At 56.0% G+C, this 17,015-nt stretch carries 16 protein-coding genes; 12 read left to right on the top strand and 4 right to left on the bottom strand.

What is annotated here, in order from left to right; all coding sequences use genetic code 11:
• Window positions 1-45: 45 nt before the first annotated feature.
• The 5 genes from MWU60_RS04850 (at window position 46) to MWU60_RS04830 (ending at window position 5,821) form a co-directional block, all read left to right on the top strand.
• Window positions 46-1,290 carry a sarcosine oxidase subunit beta family protein gene (locus MWU60_RS04850; RefSeq protein ID WP_247225994.1) on the top strand — a complete coding sequence of 415 codons (1,245 nt, stop codon included), beginning with the start codon at window positions 46-48 and terminating at the stop codon, window positions 1,288-1,290.
• A gap of 307 nt (window positions 1,291-1,597) precedes the next feature.
• Window positions 1,598-1,822 (top strand): hypothetical protein, encoded by a 225-nt coding sequence (locus MWU60_RS04845; protein ID WP_247225993.1) that lies wholly within the window; start codon window positions 1,598-1,600, stop codon window positions 1,820-1,822.
• Window positions 1,823-1,924: 102 nt separating this feature from the next.
• Window positions 1,925-2,254, top strand: coding sequence for a sarcosine oxidase subunit delta (locus MWU60_RS04840; protein WP_247226178.1), 330 nt, complete (start codon window positions 1,925-1,927; stop codon window positions 2,252-2,254).
• Complete coding sequence (locus MWU60_RS04835; protein WP_247225992.1) at window positions 2,251-5,262, top strand: sarcosine oxidase subunit alpha family protein; 3,012 nt, start codon at window positions 2,251-2,253, stop codon at window positions 5,260-5,262. The genes MWU60_RS04840 and MWU60_RS04835 overlap by 4 nt, the downstream gene beginning before the upstream one ends.
• Window positions 5,255-5,821: a sarcosine oxidase subunit gamma family protein gene (locus MWU60_RS04830; protein ID WP_247225991.1), complete on the top strand. Its 567-nt coding sequence runs from the start codon at window positions 5,255-5,257 to the stop codon at window positions 5,819-5,821. The genes MWU60_RS04835 and MWU60_RS04830 overlap by 8 nt, the downstream gene beginning before the upstream one ends.
• 25 nt (window positions 5,822-5,846) lie before the next feature.
• Here the strand turns inward: MWU60_RS04830 and MWU60_RS04825 are convergent, their stop codons facing one another.
• The gene (locus MWU60_RS04825) at window positions 5,847-6,665 is read right to left on the bottom strand and encodes a DUF2189 domain-containing protein (RefSeq protein WP_247225990.1); all 819 of its coding nucleotides are present in this window, start codon (window positions 6,663-6,665) and stop codon (window positions 5,847-5,849) included.
• 271 nt (window positions 6,666-6,936) lie between these two features.
• Here MWU60_RS04825 and MWU60_RS04820 point away from each other — a divergent pair, with 271 nt between their 5' ends.
• Together MWU60_RS04820 and MWU60_RS04815 are read left to right on the top strand one after the other, a co-directional pair.
• Window positions 6,937-7,536 (top strand): superoxide dismutase, encoded by a 600-nt coding sequence (locus tag MWU60_RS04820; RefSeq protein ID WP_247225989.1) that lies wholly within the window; start codon window positions 6,937-6,939, stop codon window positions 7,534-7,536.
• Window positions 7,537-7,608: 72 nt separating this feature from the next.
• Window positions 7,609-8,580, top strand: coding sequence for a pyridoxal-phosphate dependent enzyme (locus tag MWU60_RS04815; protein WP_247225988.1), 972 nt, complete (start codon window positions 7,609-7,611; stop codon window positions 8,578-8,580).
• A 184-nt stretch (window positions 8,581-8,764) separates the two neighbouring features.
• On the opposite strand, the gene MWU60_RS04810 is transcribed toward MWU60_RS04815, so the two are convergent.
• Both MWU60_RS04810 and MWU60_RS04805 read right to left on the bottom strand, forming a co-directional pair.
• A complete protein-coding gene (locus MWU60_RS04810) occupies window positions 8,765-9,205 on the bottom strand; it encodes a hypothetical protein (RefSeq protein ID WP_247225987.1) in 441 nt (146 codons plus the stop codon).
• 225 nt (window positions 9,206-9,430) lie between these two features.
• Window positions 9,431-9,988: a TIGR00730 family Rossman fold protein gene (locus tag MWU60_RS04805; protein WP_247225986.1), complete on the bottom strand. Its 558-nt coding sequence runs from the start codon at window positions 9,986-9,988 to the stop codon at window positions 9,431-9,433.
• A gap of 111 nt (window positions 9,989-10,099) precedes the next feature.
• Here MWU60_RS04805 and MWU60_RS04800 point away from each other — a divergent pair, with 111 nt between their 5' ends.
• Entirely contained in the window at window positions 10,100-11,254 is a 1,155-nt protein-coding gene (locus MWU60_RS04800) for a LysM peptidoglycan-binding domain-containing protein (RefSeq protein ID WP_247225985.1), read from the top strand.
• Between the two features lie 238 nt (window positions 11,255-11,492).
• Here MWU60_RS04800 and MWU60_RS04795 read toward each other — a convergent pair whose 3' ends face one another.
• A complete protein-coding gene (locus tag MWU60_RS04795) occupies window positions 11,493-11,972 on the bottom strand; it encodes a DUF1877 family protein (protein WP_247225984.1) in 480 nt (159 codons plus the stop codon).
• 207 nt (window positions 11,973-12,179) lie between these two features.
• On the opposite strand from MWU60_RS04795, the gene MWU60_RS04790 reads away from it, so the two are divergent.
• The 4 genes from MWU60_RS04790 (at window position 12,180) to MWU60_RS04775 (ending at window position 17,013) form a co-directional block, all read left to right on the top strand.
• Window positions 12,180-13,448 carry a leucine-rich repeat domain-containing protein gene (locus tag MWU60_RS04790; protein ID WP_247225983.1) on the top strand — a complete coding sequence of 423 codons (1,269 nt, stop codon included), beginning with the start codon at window positions 12,180-12,182 and terminating at the stop codon, window positions 13,446-13,448.
• Window positions 13,449-13,641: 193 nt separating this feature from the next.
• Window positions 13,642-14,058, top strand: a complete 417-nt coding sequence (locus tag MWU60_RS04785; RefSeq protein WP_247225982.1) for a VOC family protein — start codon at window positions 13,642-13,644, stop codon at window positions 14,056-14,058.
• 143 nt (window positions 14,059-14,201) lie between these two features.
• Entirely contained in the window at window positions 14,202-16,022 is a 1,821-nt protein-coding gene (locus MWU60_RS04780) for an ABC transporter ATP-binding protein/permease (protein WP_247225981.1), read from the top strand.
• A gap of 220 nt (window positions 16,023-16,242) precedes the next feature.
• Window positions 16,243-17,013, top strand: a complete 771-nt coding sequence (locus MWU60_RS04775) for an urease accessory protein UreD (protein WP_348644669.1) — start codon at window positions 16,243-16,245, stop codon at window positions 17,011-17,013.
• Window positions 17,014-17,015 lie beyond the last annotated feature (2 nt).

Raw genomic sequence — 17,015 nt, 5'->3', positions numbered from 1 at the left:
GGATGCGTGGGTATGGCCCGCATATGACAAGGATTTTGCAAGCCGATGAAACGCTATTCCGCCTTTGCCATTGCCCGCGAAGCCATGCGCCAACACACGGGTTGGGACCGGGCATGGGCGAAACCTGAGCCCAAGAAGAAATACGATGTGATCATCGTGGGCGCCGGTGGACACGGGTTGGCGACGGCGTATTTTCTGGGCAAGAACTTTGGGATCACCAATGTCGCGATCCTTGAAAAAGGGTGGCTGGGTGGCGGCAATACCGGGCGCAACACCACGATTATCCGCTCAAACTATCTGCAAGATCCGTCTGCGGCGATCTATGAAAAGTCACGCTCGCTTTATGAGACGATGTCACAGGACCTGAACTACAACGTCATGTTCAGCCCCCGCGGCGTGATCATGCTGGCCCAAACCCAGCATGAGGTACGGGGGTACAAACGGACCGCCCATGCCAATGCGCTGCAAGGGGTTCAAACCGAATGGATTGATCCGGCCCGCGTAAAAGAGCTTTGCCCGATCATGAACATCGACGGCCCGCGTTACCCTGTTTTGGGTGGCCTGTGGCAGGCACGCGGCGGCACCGCGCGCCATGATGCCGTTGCCTGGGGTTATGCCCGGGCCTGCTCTGACATGGGCATGGATGTGATCCAGCAATGCGAAGTGCAGGGTGTGCGTCAGAAAGACGGTAAAGTGGTTGGCGTGGACACGACAAAAGGGCCGATCGATTGCGACAAGCTGGGGATGGTCACAGCGGGCCACTCTGGCGTGATGGCGCAAATGGCGGGCTTTCGGTTGCCTATCGAAAGCGTCGCGTTGCAGGCGCTGGTGTCAGAGCCGATCAAACCCGCGATGGATATCGTCGTAATGGCCAACACTGTGCACGGCTATCTGTCGCAATCCGACAAAGGCGAGATGGTGATCGGCGGCGGCACCGACGGCTATAACAACTACACCCAGCGCGGATCATTCCACCATATCGAGGAAACGGTGCGCGCCCTAGTCGAAACCTTCCCAATGCTGGCACGGCTGAAAATGCTGCGGCAATGGGGCGGGATCGTGGACGTGACCGGCGACCGTTCGCCCATCCTGTCGAAAACGCCGGTCGAAGGGGTTTTTGTGAACTGCGGCTGGGGAACAGGCGGGTTCAAGGCGATCCCGGGATCAGGCTGGGCCATGGCAGAGCTGATGGCCAAGGGGCAATCACCGCTGACAGATGAATTCAGCATGTTCCGCTTCCGCGAGGGTAAGTTCATTGACGAAAGTGTAGCGGCAGGGGTAGCGCATTGATAACGGTGCTCAGGAAAGCAAAGCGCTCAGTCGCGCCCATCTTCATCCTCATCAAGGAAACCACCGCGCACGCCGTCGATGACCATAAAGATGATCGCGGTCGTGAGGATACCCCCTATGACGATAAGCAACAGTTCCATGCACCTAAGTTAGCATTGCCGTGTTTGTTTGCGACCCCGGCAACGGTTAGCCGACTGACATCGGCGGAAATGGCTACTGATCGCCTAAAATCAAGGGGGATTTCCGCTTATGTTCCTTTTTTGACGGGGGCTGCGATGTTGGTGTTGTCTCAAAAGGAGGACGCATCATGGATGAATTCAGCCAAGCCAAGTCTACCACGTCAAGCGGAAGCGGCATCGGGTTCCTTGTCGCTGCGGTCATTGTCGTTCTGGTTCTGCTTTACGCGCTCTTTGCGGGCGGCAGCGTCAGTACGGAAGTTGATCCGGCAACAGTTGGCACAACCCAAGAGGTTGCACCCGTTGTGGAAGAAACAGCACCGATCCAACCTGTCGCACCAGCCGCAGGCGAATAAGCCCACGACCACTCACACCCGACCACCTCAAGGCGTGCGCAGCGATGCGCGCGCCTTTTGTGCATGGGATATCACTGCATTCAATAGCCCCGAGTTTTGCCCATGCTGATCCTGCATTGCCCATGTTGTGGCGTTGACGCCGACGAAACCGATCTGCACGCAGGCGGCCAAGCCCATCTGAAGCGGGAAGGCCCCGGATCAACGGATGATGATTTCGAGGATTACCTCTTTATGCGCGAAAACCCCAAAGGCGTACATTTTGAACGCTGGCGGCATGCCTATGGCTGCGGCAAGTGGTTTCTGGCGGCGCGCTGCACCAACACGCTAGAGGTCTTTGGCACCTATCCGGCCCAGACGCTGGAGCCACCGCAGGACATCAAAGATAAAATCACGGCCAAACGACCCGGTTGGTCTTGGGGGAATGTCCAATGAGCACCCGTTTGGAAAGGCAAGGCCGCCTGATCAACAAAGACAAGGCCGTTTCATTCACCTTTAACGGCAAGCACTTGCGCGGGTTTGAAGGTGATACTCTGGCCTCAGCCTTGTTGGCGAATGATCAGATGCTGATGGGCCGTTCGTTCAAGTATCACCGCCCGCGTGGTGTTGTGGCATCCGGCGCGGAAGAGCCTAATGGCTTGGTCAATCTGGGCAAAGGCGCGGGTTTTGAGCCTAACGCGCGCGTCACCACGACCGAGCTGTTTGACGGGCTGACCGCCCAATCGCAAAATCACTGGCCCTCGCTGGAGTTTGACGTGGGCGCGATCAACACGCATCTGTCGCGGTTCCTGCCTGCGGGTTTCTACTACAAGATGTTCATGTATCCGCGGGCGTTCTGGAAACATGTCTATGAACCCGTGATCCGCAAATCGGCGGGTCTGGGCAAAGCGCCCAAGGATCGCGATCAGGATACCTATGAACACTTTCACTGCCACGTCGATGTTTTGGTCGTTGGCGGGGGCATTGCGGGTCTTGCTGCGGCCAAAGCTGCCGGTGAGCGTGGTGCGCGGGTGCTCTTGGTAGAGCAGACCGCTGATTGGGGTGGGCGCGCAGTTGTGGACACGCCAGATATTGATGGTTTGTCCGCGCAAGAGTGGATTAACACCACCGTGGAAGCTCTTGAAGATATGTCGAATGTTGACATGCGCCTGCGTTGCATGGGTGCAGGTGTGTATGATCACGGCTATACGCTGGCCTATGAGCGTTTGACTGATCACGCACCTGATACAGACGGCCCGCGCCACCGTTTGTGGCGTATCCGCGCCAAGCAGATTGTCACTGCGACAGGCGCGATTGAGCGGCCTTTGTCCTTTGCCGCAAACGATCTGCCGGGTGTCATGCTGGCTTCTGCCGTGCGCGATTACGTGGTGAATTTCGGCGTTTCCGTGGGCGACCGAACAGTTGTTGTGACCAACAATGATGATGCGTATCGCACGGCGATTGTGCTGAAGGAGGCGGGGCTCGATGTTCCCGTTATCGTTGATGCTCGGGTCGAGGCAGACGGTGATTTGATCGACCGTGCCCGCGGCTTGGGAATACGGGTTGAGATGGGCAAGGGCATCGCAAAGGTCAAAGGCGGCAAGCGTGTGACTGGTGTGGCGCTGTGCGCGCAGGCCGGCGAAGGTGCTGTGCTGGAAGAGATTGAATGCGATTGTGTCGCGATGTCGGGCGGCTGGTCCCCGGTTGTGCACCTGTGGTCACACTGTGGCGGCAAGCTGAACTGGGATCCCGCGCAAGTGATGTTTCGACCTGACCCCGAACGCGCGCCGACAGGCGCTGACGGAGAACCCTTTGTGATCACGGCAGGTATAGCCAACGGGCATTTGTTTACAGCAGAGGCTGTCAGCGATGGCTGGGCGGCTGGGCGCTCTGCGGCCAAGGCAGCGGGCCATACCAAGCGCGGTGGACAGGCCCCGATGGGTGAGGATGCAGCCGAAGGACCGATCTCTCCTGTCTGGTTGATGCCGCAGGGGGCGAGCCATGCACTGCGCTCCAAGGCTTGGCTGGACTTCCAGAATGATGTGAAGGTCAGTGATGTCCAACTGGCCGCGCAAGAGGGGTTCGAGAGTGTCGAGCACACCAAGCGTTATACCACCCTCGGTATGGCGACGGATCAAGGAAAGCTGAGTAATATCAATGGTCTTGCGATCCTCTCGCAGTCCTTGAACGCCGATATTCCGAATGTGGGTACGACCACTTTCCGTCCGCCTTACACGCCAATCTCCATGGCCTCTATCGCGGGTGCGGCGCGGGATGAATTGTTCCAGCCTATTCGCATTACCCCGATATCCGCGTGGTCAAACGCGAACGGCGCTGACAATGAGCCTGTCGGCCAATGGCGCAGGCCCTTCGCCTATCTACGTCCCGGTGAAAGTGTGCATGACGCGGTTAACCGCGAGGTCAAGAACACGCGCGAGAACCTTGGCCTGCTTGACGCGTCGACCCTTGGCAAGCTGATCGTCAAAGGGCCGGATGCGGGCAAGTTTCTGGACATGATGTACACCAACATGATGTCCACGCTGCCTGTCGGCAAATGCCGCTATGGTCTGATGTGTTCCGAAAACGGTTTCCTGATAGACGATGGCGTTGTGGTGCGCATGGCTGAGGATACCTGGCTTTGCCACACGACCACAGGCGGGGCAGAGCATATCCACGCGCATATGGAAGACTGGCTGCAATGCGAATGGTGGGACTGGAAGGTCTATGTCGCCAATGTGACCGAGCAATATGCGCAGATCGCTGTTGTCGGCCCGAATGCACGCAAACTGCTGCGCAAGCTGGGTGGGATGGATGTTTCAGCCGAGGCGTTACCGTTCATGCAGTGGCGCGAGGGTAAGATCGGTGCGTTTGATGCGCGCGTCTTCCGCATCTCCTTTTCGGGTGAGCTATCCTATGAAATCGCAGTACCTGCCGGGCAGGGTGCCGCTTTCTGGGATGCGCTGATGGAAGCGGGGCAGGAGTTTGGGATCATGCCATATGGTACCGAAACCCTGCACATCCTGCGGGCCGAGAAAGGCTTTATTATGATCGGGGATGAGACGGACGGGACGGTGATCCCGCAGGACCTGAACCTGCAATGGGCGCTGTCGAAGAAGAAAGAAGATTACTTAGGCAAGCGCGCGCATGAGCGCAGCCACATGGCGAACGCTGACCGGTGGAAGTTGGTCGGGCTGGAAACTGAAGATGGCTCGGTCTTGCCCGATGGCGCCTATGCGATCGCCGAAGGTGAAAACGAAAATGGGCAGCGCAATACCCAAGGGCGTGTGACCTCGACCTACTATTCGGCAAACCTTGAACGCGGCATCGCGATGGGGCTGGTGCACAAAGGGCCGGAACGTATGGGCGAGGTGATTGAGTTCAACAAGGTGGACGGCACGACTGTCCGTGCCAAGATCGTTGATCCGGTGTTCTATGACAAAGAAGGGGAGAAGCAAAATGTCTGATGCTGTCAGCGCATTACAAGGCAAGGTTGCCCCTGGTGAAGTAACGATCCGCGAGGCGGGTTTGCGCGGGATGATCATCCTGCGTGGTGATTTGAGCGATAAGAAACTACGCAAGGTCTGCACGTCATTGACGGGTGCAAAGATGCCTGATCAAGGCAAGGCGCATTGCGAAGGCGACAAAGGCCTGTGCTGGATGTCACCTGATGAGGTGTTGGTGCTTGTACCTTATTCGCAGGCCGTAGATGCCCTGGCAAAGATCGACGCGGCGCTGGGTGGCACGCATTATCTGGCCGAAAACGTCTCGGACGCACGGGCGGTGATTTTTGTGGAAGGAACGTTCGCCCGCGAGGTGATCGCGAAACTCGCCCCGGCGGATTTGCATCCCGACAGCTTCAAACCCGGCGATTTCCGGCGGACGCGACTGGGGCAGGTGGCAGCAGCCTTCTGGATGCGGGATGCGGATACGTTTGAAGTGATCTGCTTCCGCTCTGTGGCGGGGTATGCGTTTGATTTGTTGGTGGCATCGGCGAAGGCGGGTGCCGTTGGGCATTTCAGCTAACGGCTTTGCTCGCTCGCCTGCCAGATTAATCCTTTGCTGGTGTGACCGCCCGCGTGTAGAGGTGCCATGTGGTATGCCCAAGGATCGGCAGGGTGAAGATCAGGCCAAGGAATGCCGGGACCAGTGAAAGTAGCATGGTCACGGTAATGATTGCGGCCCAAGCAAGCATGACGGCTGGGTTCTGGGTCACGGCACGTACAGAGGTCAGCATCGCGGTCACAAAATCCGCGTCTTGATCAAGAAGCATCGGCATAGAAACGACGCTCACCGAAAAGAGGACCGCAGACAAGACGGCACCAACGCACGTGCCTATGGCAAGGAATGTCCAGCCTTGCGGTGTATAAAGCACGATATTCAAGAACCCATCCAAATCTGAGAAGGACGCGTTCTGCAGGACGATGACAAGCACAGTGCGGAACTGGTAAAACCATATCCAAACAATGAAAAGGACGACAAACGCCATCCAGCCCAGTTCACGTTTGCGCTGATTAGCCATGACAGTGAGGATTTCTGCCCAGCCAAAACTGTTCCCCGATTGTATCCGCCGCGACATTTCATAAAGTCCTGCGGCGGCAAAAGGTGCAGCCAGTGGGAATGCCAAAGCGGCCGGAATGACCATCCAAACCTTGCCAAGCCAGACAAGCCCCCAAACGAATAGGATGCCGAACAGCGCATAAAAAAGGCCAAAGAAACCGCTCATGATAGGATGAGCAAGAAAGTCGGAAAACCCGGCTTTTAGTGACGCCGTGATATCATCCGCTGTAATTTTGTTGACCATTGGGCCGCTGACCCGCTTAGGCGCCGGATCATCAGTTGGCTTGGCGTTTTCGGACTTGATGGTCATGAACGCTCCTCCCAAAACAGGTTTCGCCGTGCCTATATTGACTGCAAACCCTGCGGCGAAAAGGGTTTTACCCTAGGTAAACAGTGTTGCATCAACTCATAGAGTGGGACAAGTGTCGCTGAATGGCTCCGGCATTTTGCTGAACAACGATTTGAGTTCGGCTGCTTTGCATACGGCATGATGCGCCGATAGTGTTTGCCCCCCTTGACCTTCGCCCTGCATGTGACATCTATCCGGATATCACTTTCATCAACACAGAAAGACCGATCACATGGCATTCTCACTCCCTGATCTTCCTTATGCCCACGATGCGCTTGCGTCCAAAGGCATGTCCGCCGAGACCCTCGAGTTCCACCACGACCTGCACCACAACGCCTATGTCACCAATGGCAATAAGGCGATCGAAGGCACGGAGTGGGAGGGCAAGTCCCTCGAAGAGATCATCGTTGGCACATACGACAAGAACGCTGTCGCCCAGAACGGTATCTTCAACAACATCAGCCAGCTTTGGAACCACAACCAGTTTTGGGAAATGATGGGGCCGGGCGATAGCGCGATGCCGGGTGAGCTTGAGACAGCCCTGACCGAGAGCTTTGGGTCTGTTGACGAATTCAAATCGCAGTTCAGCGCGGCTGGTGCCGGTCAGTTCGGGTCCGGCTGGTGCTGGTTGGTCAAGAACGCTGATGGCTCCCTGACTGTGACCAAGACCGAAAACGGCGTGAACCCGCTCTGCTTTGGTCAGACAGCGCTGCTGGGTTGCGATGTGTGGGAGCATTCCTACTACATCGACTTCCGCAACAAGCGTCCCGTCTATCTGACAAACTTCCTTGATAACCTTGTGAACTGGGAAAACGTCGCCTCGCGCATGTAAACCCAGTCCATCTGGACAATCTGCAAGGCCCGTGGGACATCTTTCCGCGGGCCTTTTGCGTGGGAGAATGTGATGATCGGACCAAGTTTAGATGAGATCATCGCCGCCAAGACTGAGGTGCAGGCCGACTTGATGGAAACGCCTGTTCTGCCGCTCGCATCGGCTCGCTGGGACGACGTTTTACCGGAATGTGCAGGCGTGACGGTGAAGCTGGAGTTGTTTCAGCAGGCAGGGTCATTCAAGGCGCGGGGTGCCTTGTTGGGTATCCGTCGTCTGGATGCCGCGCAGCGCGGGGCGGGTGTTGTGGCGGCCAGTGGGGGCAACCATGCGCTGGCGGTGTCATGGGCGGCAAAGGCGGCCGGTGTGAACGCGTTGATCGCTATGCCCAAGGCGACGGATCCTGCCCGTATTGCGGGGTGCGAGGCGCTTGGGGCCACTGTCACTTTGCACGATGATATGGCGGCGGCCTTTGCTGCGATGAATGACGCCGCCGATGGGGGACGCGTGCTGATGCATCCGTTTGAGGCGGCGCATATGATCTTGGGGGCGGCCACGTGCGGCTATGAATATGCCATGCAGGCCCCGCAAATTGACACATTCGTCATCCCCATCGGCGGAGGCGGGATGATCAGTGGGATGGCCTGCGCGATCAAACAAATGAACCCGGCAGCGACGGTGATTGGGGTGGAGCCTTATGGTGCTGACAGCATGTCGCAAAGCTTTGCCGCTGGTGAAGCCGTGCGGATAGAGAAGGTCGCGACCATTGCAGATAGCCTTGGCGCACCCTTGGCAATGCCACTGACATATGCCGCAGCAAAGGCCCATGTGGATCGGATCGTGAAAATCGAAGACCGCGAGATGCTGGCGGCGATGGATATCTACCAAAACGTCTTGCGGATCACCGCAGAGCCTGCCTGTGCTGCGTCCCTTGCGGCGATCATCGGTCCGCTTCAACATGATCTGGCTGGGCGTCAGGTTGGGATTATCGCTTGTGGGTCCAACATCTCACTCACACGCTACACGGCGTTGATGGCGGCGGGATAGGGTTCTGGAGCAAGTGCACCCGTTGATGTTTGTGTCAGGAATGACGGCTTTGAGCCCAAATCGACCGATGCTGCACATTGTACGAAGGACCGCTCTTAGGAAGAAGATGTACTTCCCTTCAGATATTTTAGTAATTGGCAGTGGAAGGGAGCTTCCAGCGGCCCAGTAATTCTTGATCTAAGCCTCAAGAACACGCCTTAATCGCATCTCCGTTTGCGTTGACCAATTCAGTCAATCTCGCTTCTGAAATGCCAAGTTCGTCGCCAAGCGCTCTCACTTCGGACAGTAAGTCATCTGACGCATCGCCCATAGTTTTATTCACAGCGACAAAGATGATGTGTGCCGTCTCAACATCATCTGGCTGAGATGCTGCGATAGGAGCGGCCACACAACTGCATCCCCGCAAGGCCATTGGATAGTGCATAATTTTTAGATAACTCACTAGGCCGTCATCCTCTCGCCAAGAGGCCGCAAAAGCACCTTGGCAGGCCATCAGGTAGTCCTGCCCATCCTCGGATAGCCTGTATTTAGATGAAGCTATTTTTTCTCGTATTATGAAAGAAAGAGCCAGGGTCAGCGTGACAGCTGCCACTATGACTATGGGAAGGGCCAGTTTCTTAAACAATACTATATCTTTCCCATGGGACCGTTGGCCATTTGCAAGCTCAGCCAGCAAAGACTGAAACAGTCTTTCACACAAATGGTTAGATGAAAGCAGCCTTTCAGACAACTGTGGCCAACAGCAGCAAAGTCCCGCACGGCTGAGAACCAGATGTCTAGCGCACATCTTCTTGGTCCCATGCATAACCAAATAACACACCTAATCGCCCATATGCCGTTACGCTTCGCCCTAGGCCAGCGCTGTCTGCAATGCATCTTCCAGCGCTTCGACATCCTCGGCCACTTGCACAAAGCCCAGAACATCGTTGCCCGCGAAACCGCTATCGACCACATGTTGCAACAGATCGCACAGCGGATCCCAGAAGCCGTCGATGTTGAGTAGGATGATCGGTTTGTCGTGCAGCTTGAGCTGCCGCCATGTCAGCGCTTCAAAGAACTCATCCAGTGATCCCGCGCCACCGGGCAAGACCACGACAGCATCGGCGTTCATGAACATGACCTTCTTGCGCTCGTGCATCGTCTCGGTCACCACGAATGTATCCAGATCGCGCTTGCCGACCTCCCAGTCCATCAGGTGGGTAGGGATGACGCCAAAGGTCGTCCCGCCGGCGTTCTGGACCGCATTTGCAACCCGGCCCATCAGCCCCACGTCGCCTGCGCCATAAACCAGGCGCCAGCCATTGCCCGCAAGCATTTGCCCCGTTGCCTGCGCGGCTTGCGCATACTCCGGCTCATTGCCGTCCCGAGAGCCACAGTATACACAAACTGATTTTGGATATGCAGACATTGTGATCCCTTCACTGTAGCATCGCTTTGACCGGTCATAGCGGCGTTGCTAAGGTGCCTCAACCACAAGTGGGCGGGGCGGCCGATCTTTGGTGCTGCAAGGGGAAGAGACGTGACAGAAGAGACAAAATCAGGTGCCGGACCTGTGGTGATCGGCGGTATTGTCGCCGTGATCATCGGTGTGGCCGTCTTTGTGTTGATGCCACAGCCCGACATCGCGGAAGCGCCCCTGACGCCAGAGGCATCCGTCGCCGAGGCCGCAGAACCTGCGCCTCAAGTCGCTGCCCAAGCGCCTGAATTGCCGCAGACACCCGCTGCACCGCAGGTTCCCGAATTCGATACCTTCAGGGTTGAACCTGACGGCAGCATGGTGATTGCAGGTCAGGCAGAACCGGGGCAGGTGGTTGATGTCATCCTTGGCGGCGACGCTATCGACCGGGTGACCGCGGATGCGCAGGGCAACTTTGTTTCTCTGCCTGTCGCGGGACCATCCCAACGGCCGCGTCGTTTGTCGCTTTTGGCCGATCCCGAAGGTGCTGCGATTGCGTCGACAACCAGCTACATGGTGGCTCCGATCGCAGCCCCCGTGATCGTTGCGCAAGCGCCTGTCGTTGAGGCAGAGGATACCGAGGTTGCGGCCCTTGCCGATGATGCACCGGCCCCACCCGCAGCACCGCAGGTCGACACTGTGATCGCCGCACCTGCGCCACCCACGGTTTTACAGGCCGATGCGGATGGTGTCCGTGTCGTGCAAGGTGGCCCAAGCCTTGATGCACCTGAGGCCGAAGAAAACGTGGCCCTTGATGCCATCACCTATGATCCCGCAGGCGAGGTGCAGCTTTCTGGCCGTGCAATCGGTGATGGTGCCGTACAGGTCTATATCGACAACGAACCCATTACCGCATCGCCAGTGACCGAAGGTGGCGACTGGCGTATTGATCTGCCTGAAATTGATACCGGCGTTTATACTTTGAGGATTGATGAGGTGGACGCAGAGGGCGGCGTAGTGTCCCGGCTTGAGACGCCCTTCAAACGCGAAGAGCCGCAGGATGTCGCCGCCGTTCTGGCCGAGGAAACAGCACAGGACGGCTTTGAAGTTGCGGTGCGCACAGTCCAACCGGGCGCGACCCTATGGGCGATAGCAGAAGAAAACCTTGGTAATGGCATTTTCTACATCGAAGTCTTTGAAGCCAATAGCGATTTGATCCGTGATCCAGACCTGATTTACCCCGGTCAGATCTTTCGGATGCCCGAAATCACGCAGTAGTGGTGGGGGACCGGGGGTATGGTTAACTCTGAGCGCCGTCGTGGTGCCGCGTCAGTGATTATTAGTCAAAATATCAAGGGTTTATGTTCTCAAGCGAAGCTTGATGGCGAGCTGCGGGCAGGTCCGCTTTGCGGACACAACAGCCCTGGGCTGCAACGAGATGAAAGGCAAAACAGCTATCCATCAAAGAGATACCCTTAAACCAAAGATGTAGAGATTTGACCAATAGTCTGGCCAGCTATGAAACGTAGCGACCCAAAAGATGGCCTCGCTGCATGGTTTGCGCAACGAACTGGCTAATGCGATCAAACGCCTGCATGACTTCCGCGTCTATGGCCTGGTCCAGTATATCTTCAGGGCAACTAGCATAAGCTTCCTTGATAAGATCATTGCGCGCCTGCCCGCTTGTCGCGGCTTTAATGTCAAACGAACTTAGAAATGCATTTATCTCGCGCACTTCGTCGGCGTCATAATATTTGAGATGGACATCCCACTCCCCTTCCAAAATCGTGACCCCTTGATTGAGGAAGTTACCGGGCCAGTGACCCATCAGGGCCCTGCCGTTGGTCAGGACAAACCTCAAAGGATGACCGCTCCAATCCGCGACAAGAACTTGACCGGCAGCCTCCTTTGCATCGACCAACGCAAAAAACCGATCCTCGCTCAAAGCATTAAGTTCATCTTGGGACAAAGACATAAAGTTCTCTTGGACGCTCATTTATTTCAGACTCTCATTTTGGCGCAGGCTATCCCCACGCAGCACAGATATCAGTGAGAGCCAATATCGGTATCGTCGAAATTCTCTGCTTCGACGCCGATGGCATGGCCTCACCATGACACCAAATGCAGCATGTCGTCTTGATATTGAATAACACTCGCTCCCGCGAAAGGTAATATGAAAACCTGCAACAATTGTGAGACCAAAATGAACGAAGCTGAAAAGGCCTACAAAGCCGCCGAAGATGAAATCGCGTCTGTGGCAAGCGCTGGCAAGACAAGGCTTGATCTGACGGCACAATGCTTCGAAAAACTCCGCCATATCCCGCCATCCATCACGCAGTTGGATGGGCCTTTAAGGATCCGGCTCGATGGAACCGATGTCGAAGACATCTCTATCCTCAAAAAGCTACCTCAGTTGGAAGCGCTTAACATCGACCGTAGACCCGTCACCGACTTGGCGACCGTAGAACATCTGACGTCGCTGAAAGATTTGTCTCTGTCAGATATGGACATCAACGACCTTTCCCCGCTTCGCACTCTGACAAATCTTGAGAAGCTTAATCTTTCCAATACCAAAATCGAAAATCTGCAAGGTATAGAAGGTCTTACTGCGCTCCGCGAGCTTGATATCCCCTGGTCACAAGTCAACGACATCTCGGCGGCGAGCAATCTCAAGGCATTGCAGCATTTGCACATGCAAAATACGCTGATCGACAATATCGATGCGCTGGAATCGCTGACTGAATTAGAGGACATTGTCCTTGATAGTACATCAATATCCAACATCGAAGCGCTGCGCGGATGTGCTAAGTTAGCGCATCTACGTATCAGCGATACCAATGTGCGTGATCTGTCGCCGCTGGAGAATTTGACTTCACTTGTATCTTTTGAAGCCTGTGAAACACCGGTCGGCGATATCACCCCCCTGCAACAAAATACGGGCCTCAAAAGACTATCAATTCTGCGCTCGAACGTCAAAGATATCACGGCACTACAAGACCTTCAGAAACTGGAACGCGTGTCGCTTGCCTTTACACGGGTAAGCAACATTTCAGCGCTCAAAAACAAACCTGTCTTGTGGTCGTTGGAACTCAGTGAAACACGTATTACTGATCTCACACCTCTGAAAGACTTGAAAAAACTGCGGCATCTGATGTTACGGAACACGCCAATTTCTGACCTTTCGCCGCTTTGCGACCTTCCGGCATTGTCCGACTTAAACATCTCATTTACGCAGGTGGATGATCTGGGCCAGTTGTTGGGTCTTCAGCAATTTGGCGAAAACCATAGGTTTTCGGTTCAATTCGAAGGCATTGACCAGATCAAGACGGACCCGGCCCTTGAGCAGCTAAGCCAAATTGGAAACGCCAATGATCGCAGCGAACAAACATATAACTACCTCAAGGCCAAGAAGTCGGATTCTGTTACTTTGCCGATTATTGGTCGACTTCGTGCGTTGTTCAGCAAATCCTAAAACCGCGATCACTGTACGGTGCCGGTCCGGGTGACGGTTTCACGAAACAACGTAGGCTATCGTTTCAGGTGCGCTGCCGTTTGCTGTCGGGGACCTCAACGCTTGCTCTTTTGTTGAGCCGAGATGTGTTCAGGCTTATCGTCATGCAGTACCTACGTTGCACGAAACGAATTTCCTGAGAGGAACACGCCTCATGATTGCCTATGTCACCGTTGGTGCAGACGACATCGCGCGTGCGGAGCGGTTTTACTCTGCGGTCCTGCCGGCTCTTGGTTACAGAGTGGAGAGGTATCATGGGGACCTCAGTTATATACCGGCCGTACAACCCGGCCAGTCTGCTGTTTCGCCAGATTTCTATGTAAAATCACCCTTCAATGGTGGGCCTGCTTCGGCTGGGAACGGCGCTATGGTCGCATTTGAGGCGCGCAGTCAAAACCAGGTGCGTGATCTTCATGCCGCGGCCCTTGCTGCTGGCGGTTCTGATGACGGTCAGCCGGGCTTTCGCGCAGCTTATGGCCCGCACTTTTATGTGGGTTATCTTCGCGACCCGCACGGAAACAAGATCGCATTGTTCTGCGACAACCCCGATGAGCCCGGACGCGACGGATAGCACGGGTCGGTTGTTGCCTTTCCCGATGTAGCGCCAGTGCCGTGAACTGAATGTCAAAGTGATCTTGCCTTTCATATGTGTGGCCCCTCTGGTCATCCCCGCAACACGCCTTTAGGTATGATTTTCGAAATTCCGGAGCCTTTATGCGTGGTCTAGCCAAAACCGATTCCAATATGAGCGACGCCCAGATCCAAGGATGGAGCGTCATCAGACGTGTTGCGCCCTATCTGTGGCCGGATGCGCACCCATGGGTGAAGCGCCGTGTTGTCATCGCGCTGGTGGTTTTGGTTCTGTCCAAGCTGATCGCAGTCACAACGCCGCTGTTCTACCGCGAGGCCGTTGACGCGCTGGCCCCAGAGGGGATGGACGCGGCAACAATGATGGGTCTGGGTGCTGTTGGCCTGACCATTGCCTACGGTATCGCGCGCCTGATGACCGTCGGCTTCCAGCAGCTACGCGATGTGGTTTTCACCCGCGTTGGGCAACGTGCCTTGCGGCAGTTGGCGCTTGAGACATTTACGCATATCCACCGCCTTTCGATGCGCTATCACATCACGCGCAAAACCGGTGGTCTGTCGCGGATTATCGAACGGGGCGTCAAGGGCGTCGACTTTTTGTTGCGGTTCCTGCTGTTCTCAATCGGGCCGCTTGTGCTGGAACTATTGATGATCGGCGCGATCCTCTTTTTCCTTTTTGATGTCTGGTACTTGGCAGCCGTTGTTGTGACGATTGCGCTGTATGTCTGGTTCACCTTCAAAGTCACCGAATGGCGCGTCAAAATCCGCAAGGAAATGAACGATCAGGACACGGACGCCAACCAAAAGGCAATTGATAGCCTGCTGAATTTTGAGACTGTCAAATACTTTGGCGCCGAACGTTGGGAAGCTGATCGCTACGACGTGGCGATGGAGAATTATGAGGATGCAGCGATCCGCACCAACTATTCGCTCGCCTTCCTGAACTTTGGCCAGTCCCTCCTGATCACCAGTGGCCTTGTCGCCGTTATGGTGATGGCGGCGATTGGCGTGCAGCGCGGTGATTTGACCGTTGGCGATTTCGTAATGGTCAACGCCTACATGATCCAGATTACGATGCCGTTGAACTTTCTTGGCACAGTCTACCGCGAAATCCGGCAGGCGCTGATTGATATGGGCGATATGTTCGATCTTCTGGAGCAACCGGCAGAGGTGAAGGATAAGCCGGACGCGGTCGCTTTACAGGTCAATGGCGGGCGTGTCGCATTGCAGGACGTCACATTCGGCTATGACAAAGAACGCCCCATCCTGAAAGGCGTCACCCTTGAGGTCGAGCCAGGGCAAACGGTGGCAATCGTGGGCTCCTCGGGCTCTGGCAAATCGACCATCGGGCGTTTGCTGTTCCGCTTTTACGATGTGGGCGGCGGTGCTTTGTTGATTGATGGCCAAGACGTCCGTGATGTGACCCAGCACAGCCTGCACGCCCAGATCGGTGTCGTCCCACAGGATACCGTGCTGTTCAACGACACGGTGCACTATAACATTGCTTATGGTCGCCCGACCGCGTCCGAGGACGAAATCATTGCGGCGGCGAAGGCTGCGAAAATCCATGACTTTATCAGTAGTTTGCCGGACGGGTATCAGACCACCGTGGGTGAGCGTGGGTTGAAATTGTCGGGCGGTGAAAAACAGCGCGTTGGCATTGCGCGGACCTTGCTGAAGAACCCGCCGATCCTGTTGCTGGATGAAGCAACAAGCGCGCTTGATACAGAAACCGAGATGGAAATTCAGGCCGAGTTGAAAGCAATGGGCGAAGGACGCACCGTGATCACCATCGCACACCGTTTGTCCACCATTGCCGATGCGGACCGCATTGTGGTCCTGGAAAATGGTGTGATCGTCGAAGAGGGGCGGCACAATGATCTTCTGGCGGCGGAAGGGCGCTATGCCCATCTGTGGAACCGCCAGTCAGAGGAAGAGACAGCCTGACGGTCGTGATCGACGCAGCCGACCGCAAGCCGCTTATCGAATGGGCGATTATTCGCATTTTGCACATGATTTGAGCAAACCAAGAATGCCTTGCGCGCAGGGCAGCTATGTTTCTTGTGCAGCATGAATTGGGCTGATTACCACAAGACAACCCAATGAAATGCGCGACGTTATAATGCTAGACAACCAAAGCAGCCTTCAGCCCCGCGCCAAGGGCAGCGTGGTTTTGTCTGCGAAACGCCGCGGCACCATCAGCGTGATCGATGAGCTGCACCAGTCAGGTTGTATGCGGGTTCTGTTTCCACATGGACTCGGTGCGTTGGATGCAGTCCTGATCAACACATCTGGTGGCGTTACTGGCGGCGACAACATCGCGGTGTCGGGTGCCGTTGGTGTGGGTAGCACGTTGCGACTGACCACGCAGGCCTCTGAACGGGCCTATCGCGCACAGCCGCATGAGACCGCGCGTATCACAACCACTCTGTCCGTTGCAGATGGTGCAAGCCTGCAATGGTTGCCACAAGAGATCATTTTGTTCGAAGGCTGTCGGCTGGACCGGCAACTTGATCTGGCCTTGGCACCAGGGGCCAAGGCACTTTTGGTTGAACCGGTGGTCTTTGGCCGCGCAGCGATGGGCGAGGTCCTGACAGATATCATGCTGCGCGACCGTATTGCGATCACCCAGGATGGGCAGCCGATTTATCTGGACAGGGTTGTGATCGACGGTGATGCCGTGGCGCGACTGGCAGGGCCTGCAACTGCGGGTGGAATGGGTGCCATGGCAAGTTTTGTTTATGCCGCTCCCGATGCTGATGCCCGGATTGCCCGCGTCCGCGCCTTGCTGCCGCAGACCGGTGGTGCCTCATTACTGGCCGATGATTTGCTTGTGGGCCGTGTTGTCGCCGCAGACGGCTATCTGCTGCGCCGCAGCCTGATCCCCATCATTGAATTGCTTTCGGGGGCTACGGTTCCCAAGACGTGGAGACTTTGAAC

The organism is Yoonia sp. F2084L, from assembly GCF_023015625.1.
Lineage (GTDB): Bacteria > Pseudomonadota > Alphaproteobacteria > Rhodobacterales > Rhodobacteraceae > Yoonia.
The sequence above is the reverse complement of the archived record's forward strand: the minus strand, read 5'-3'. Positions and strand labels throughout refer to the sequence as shown.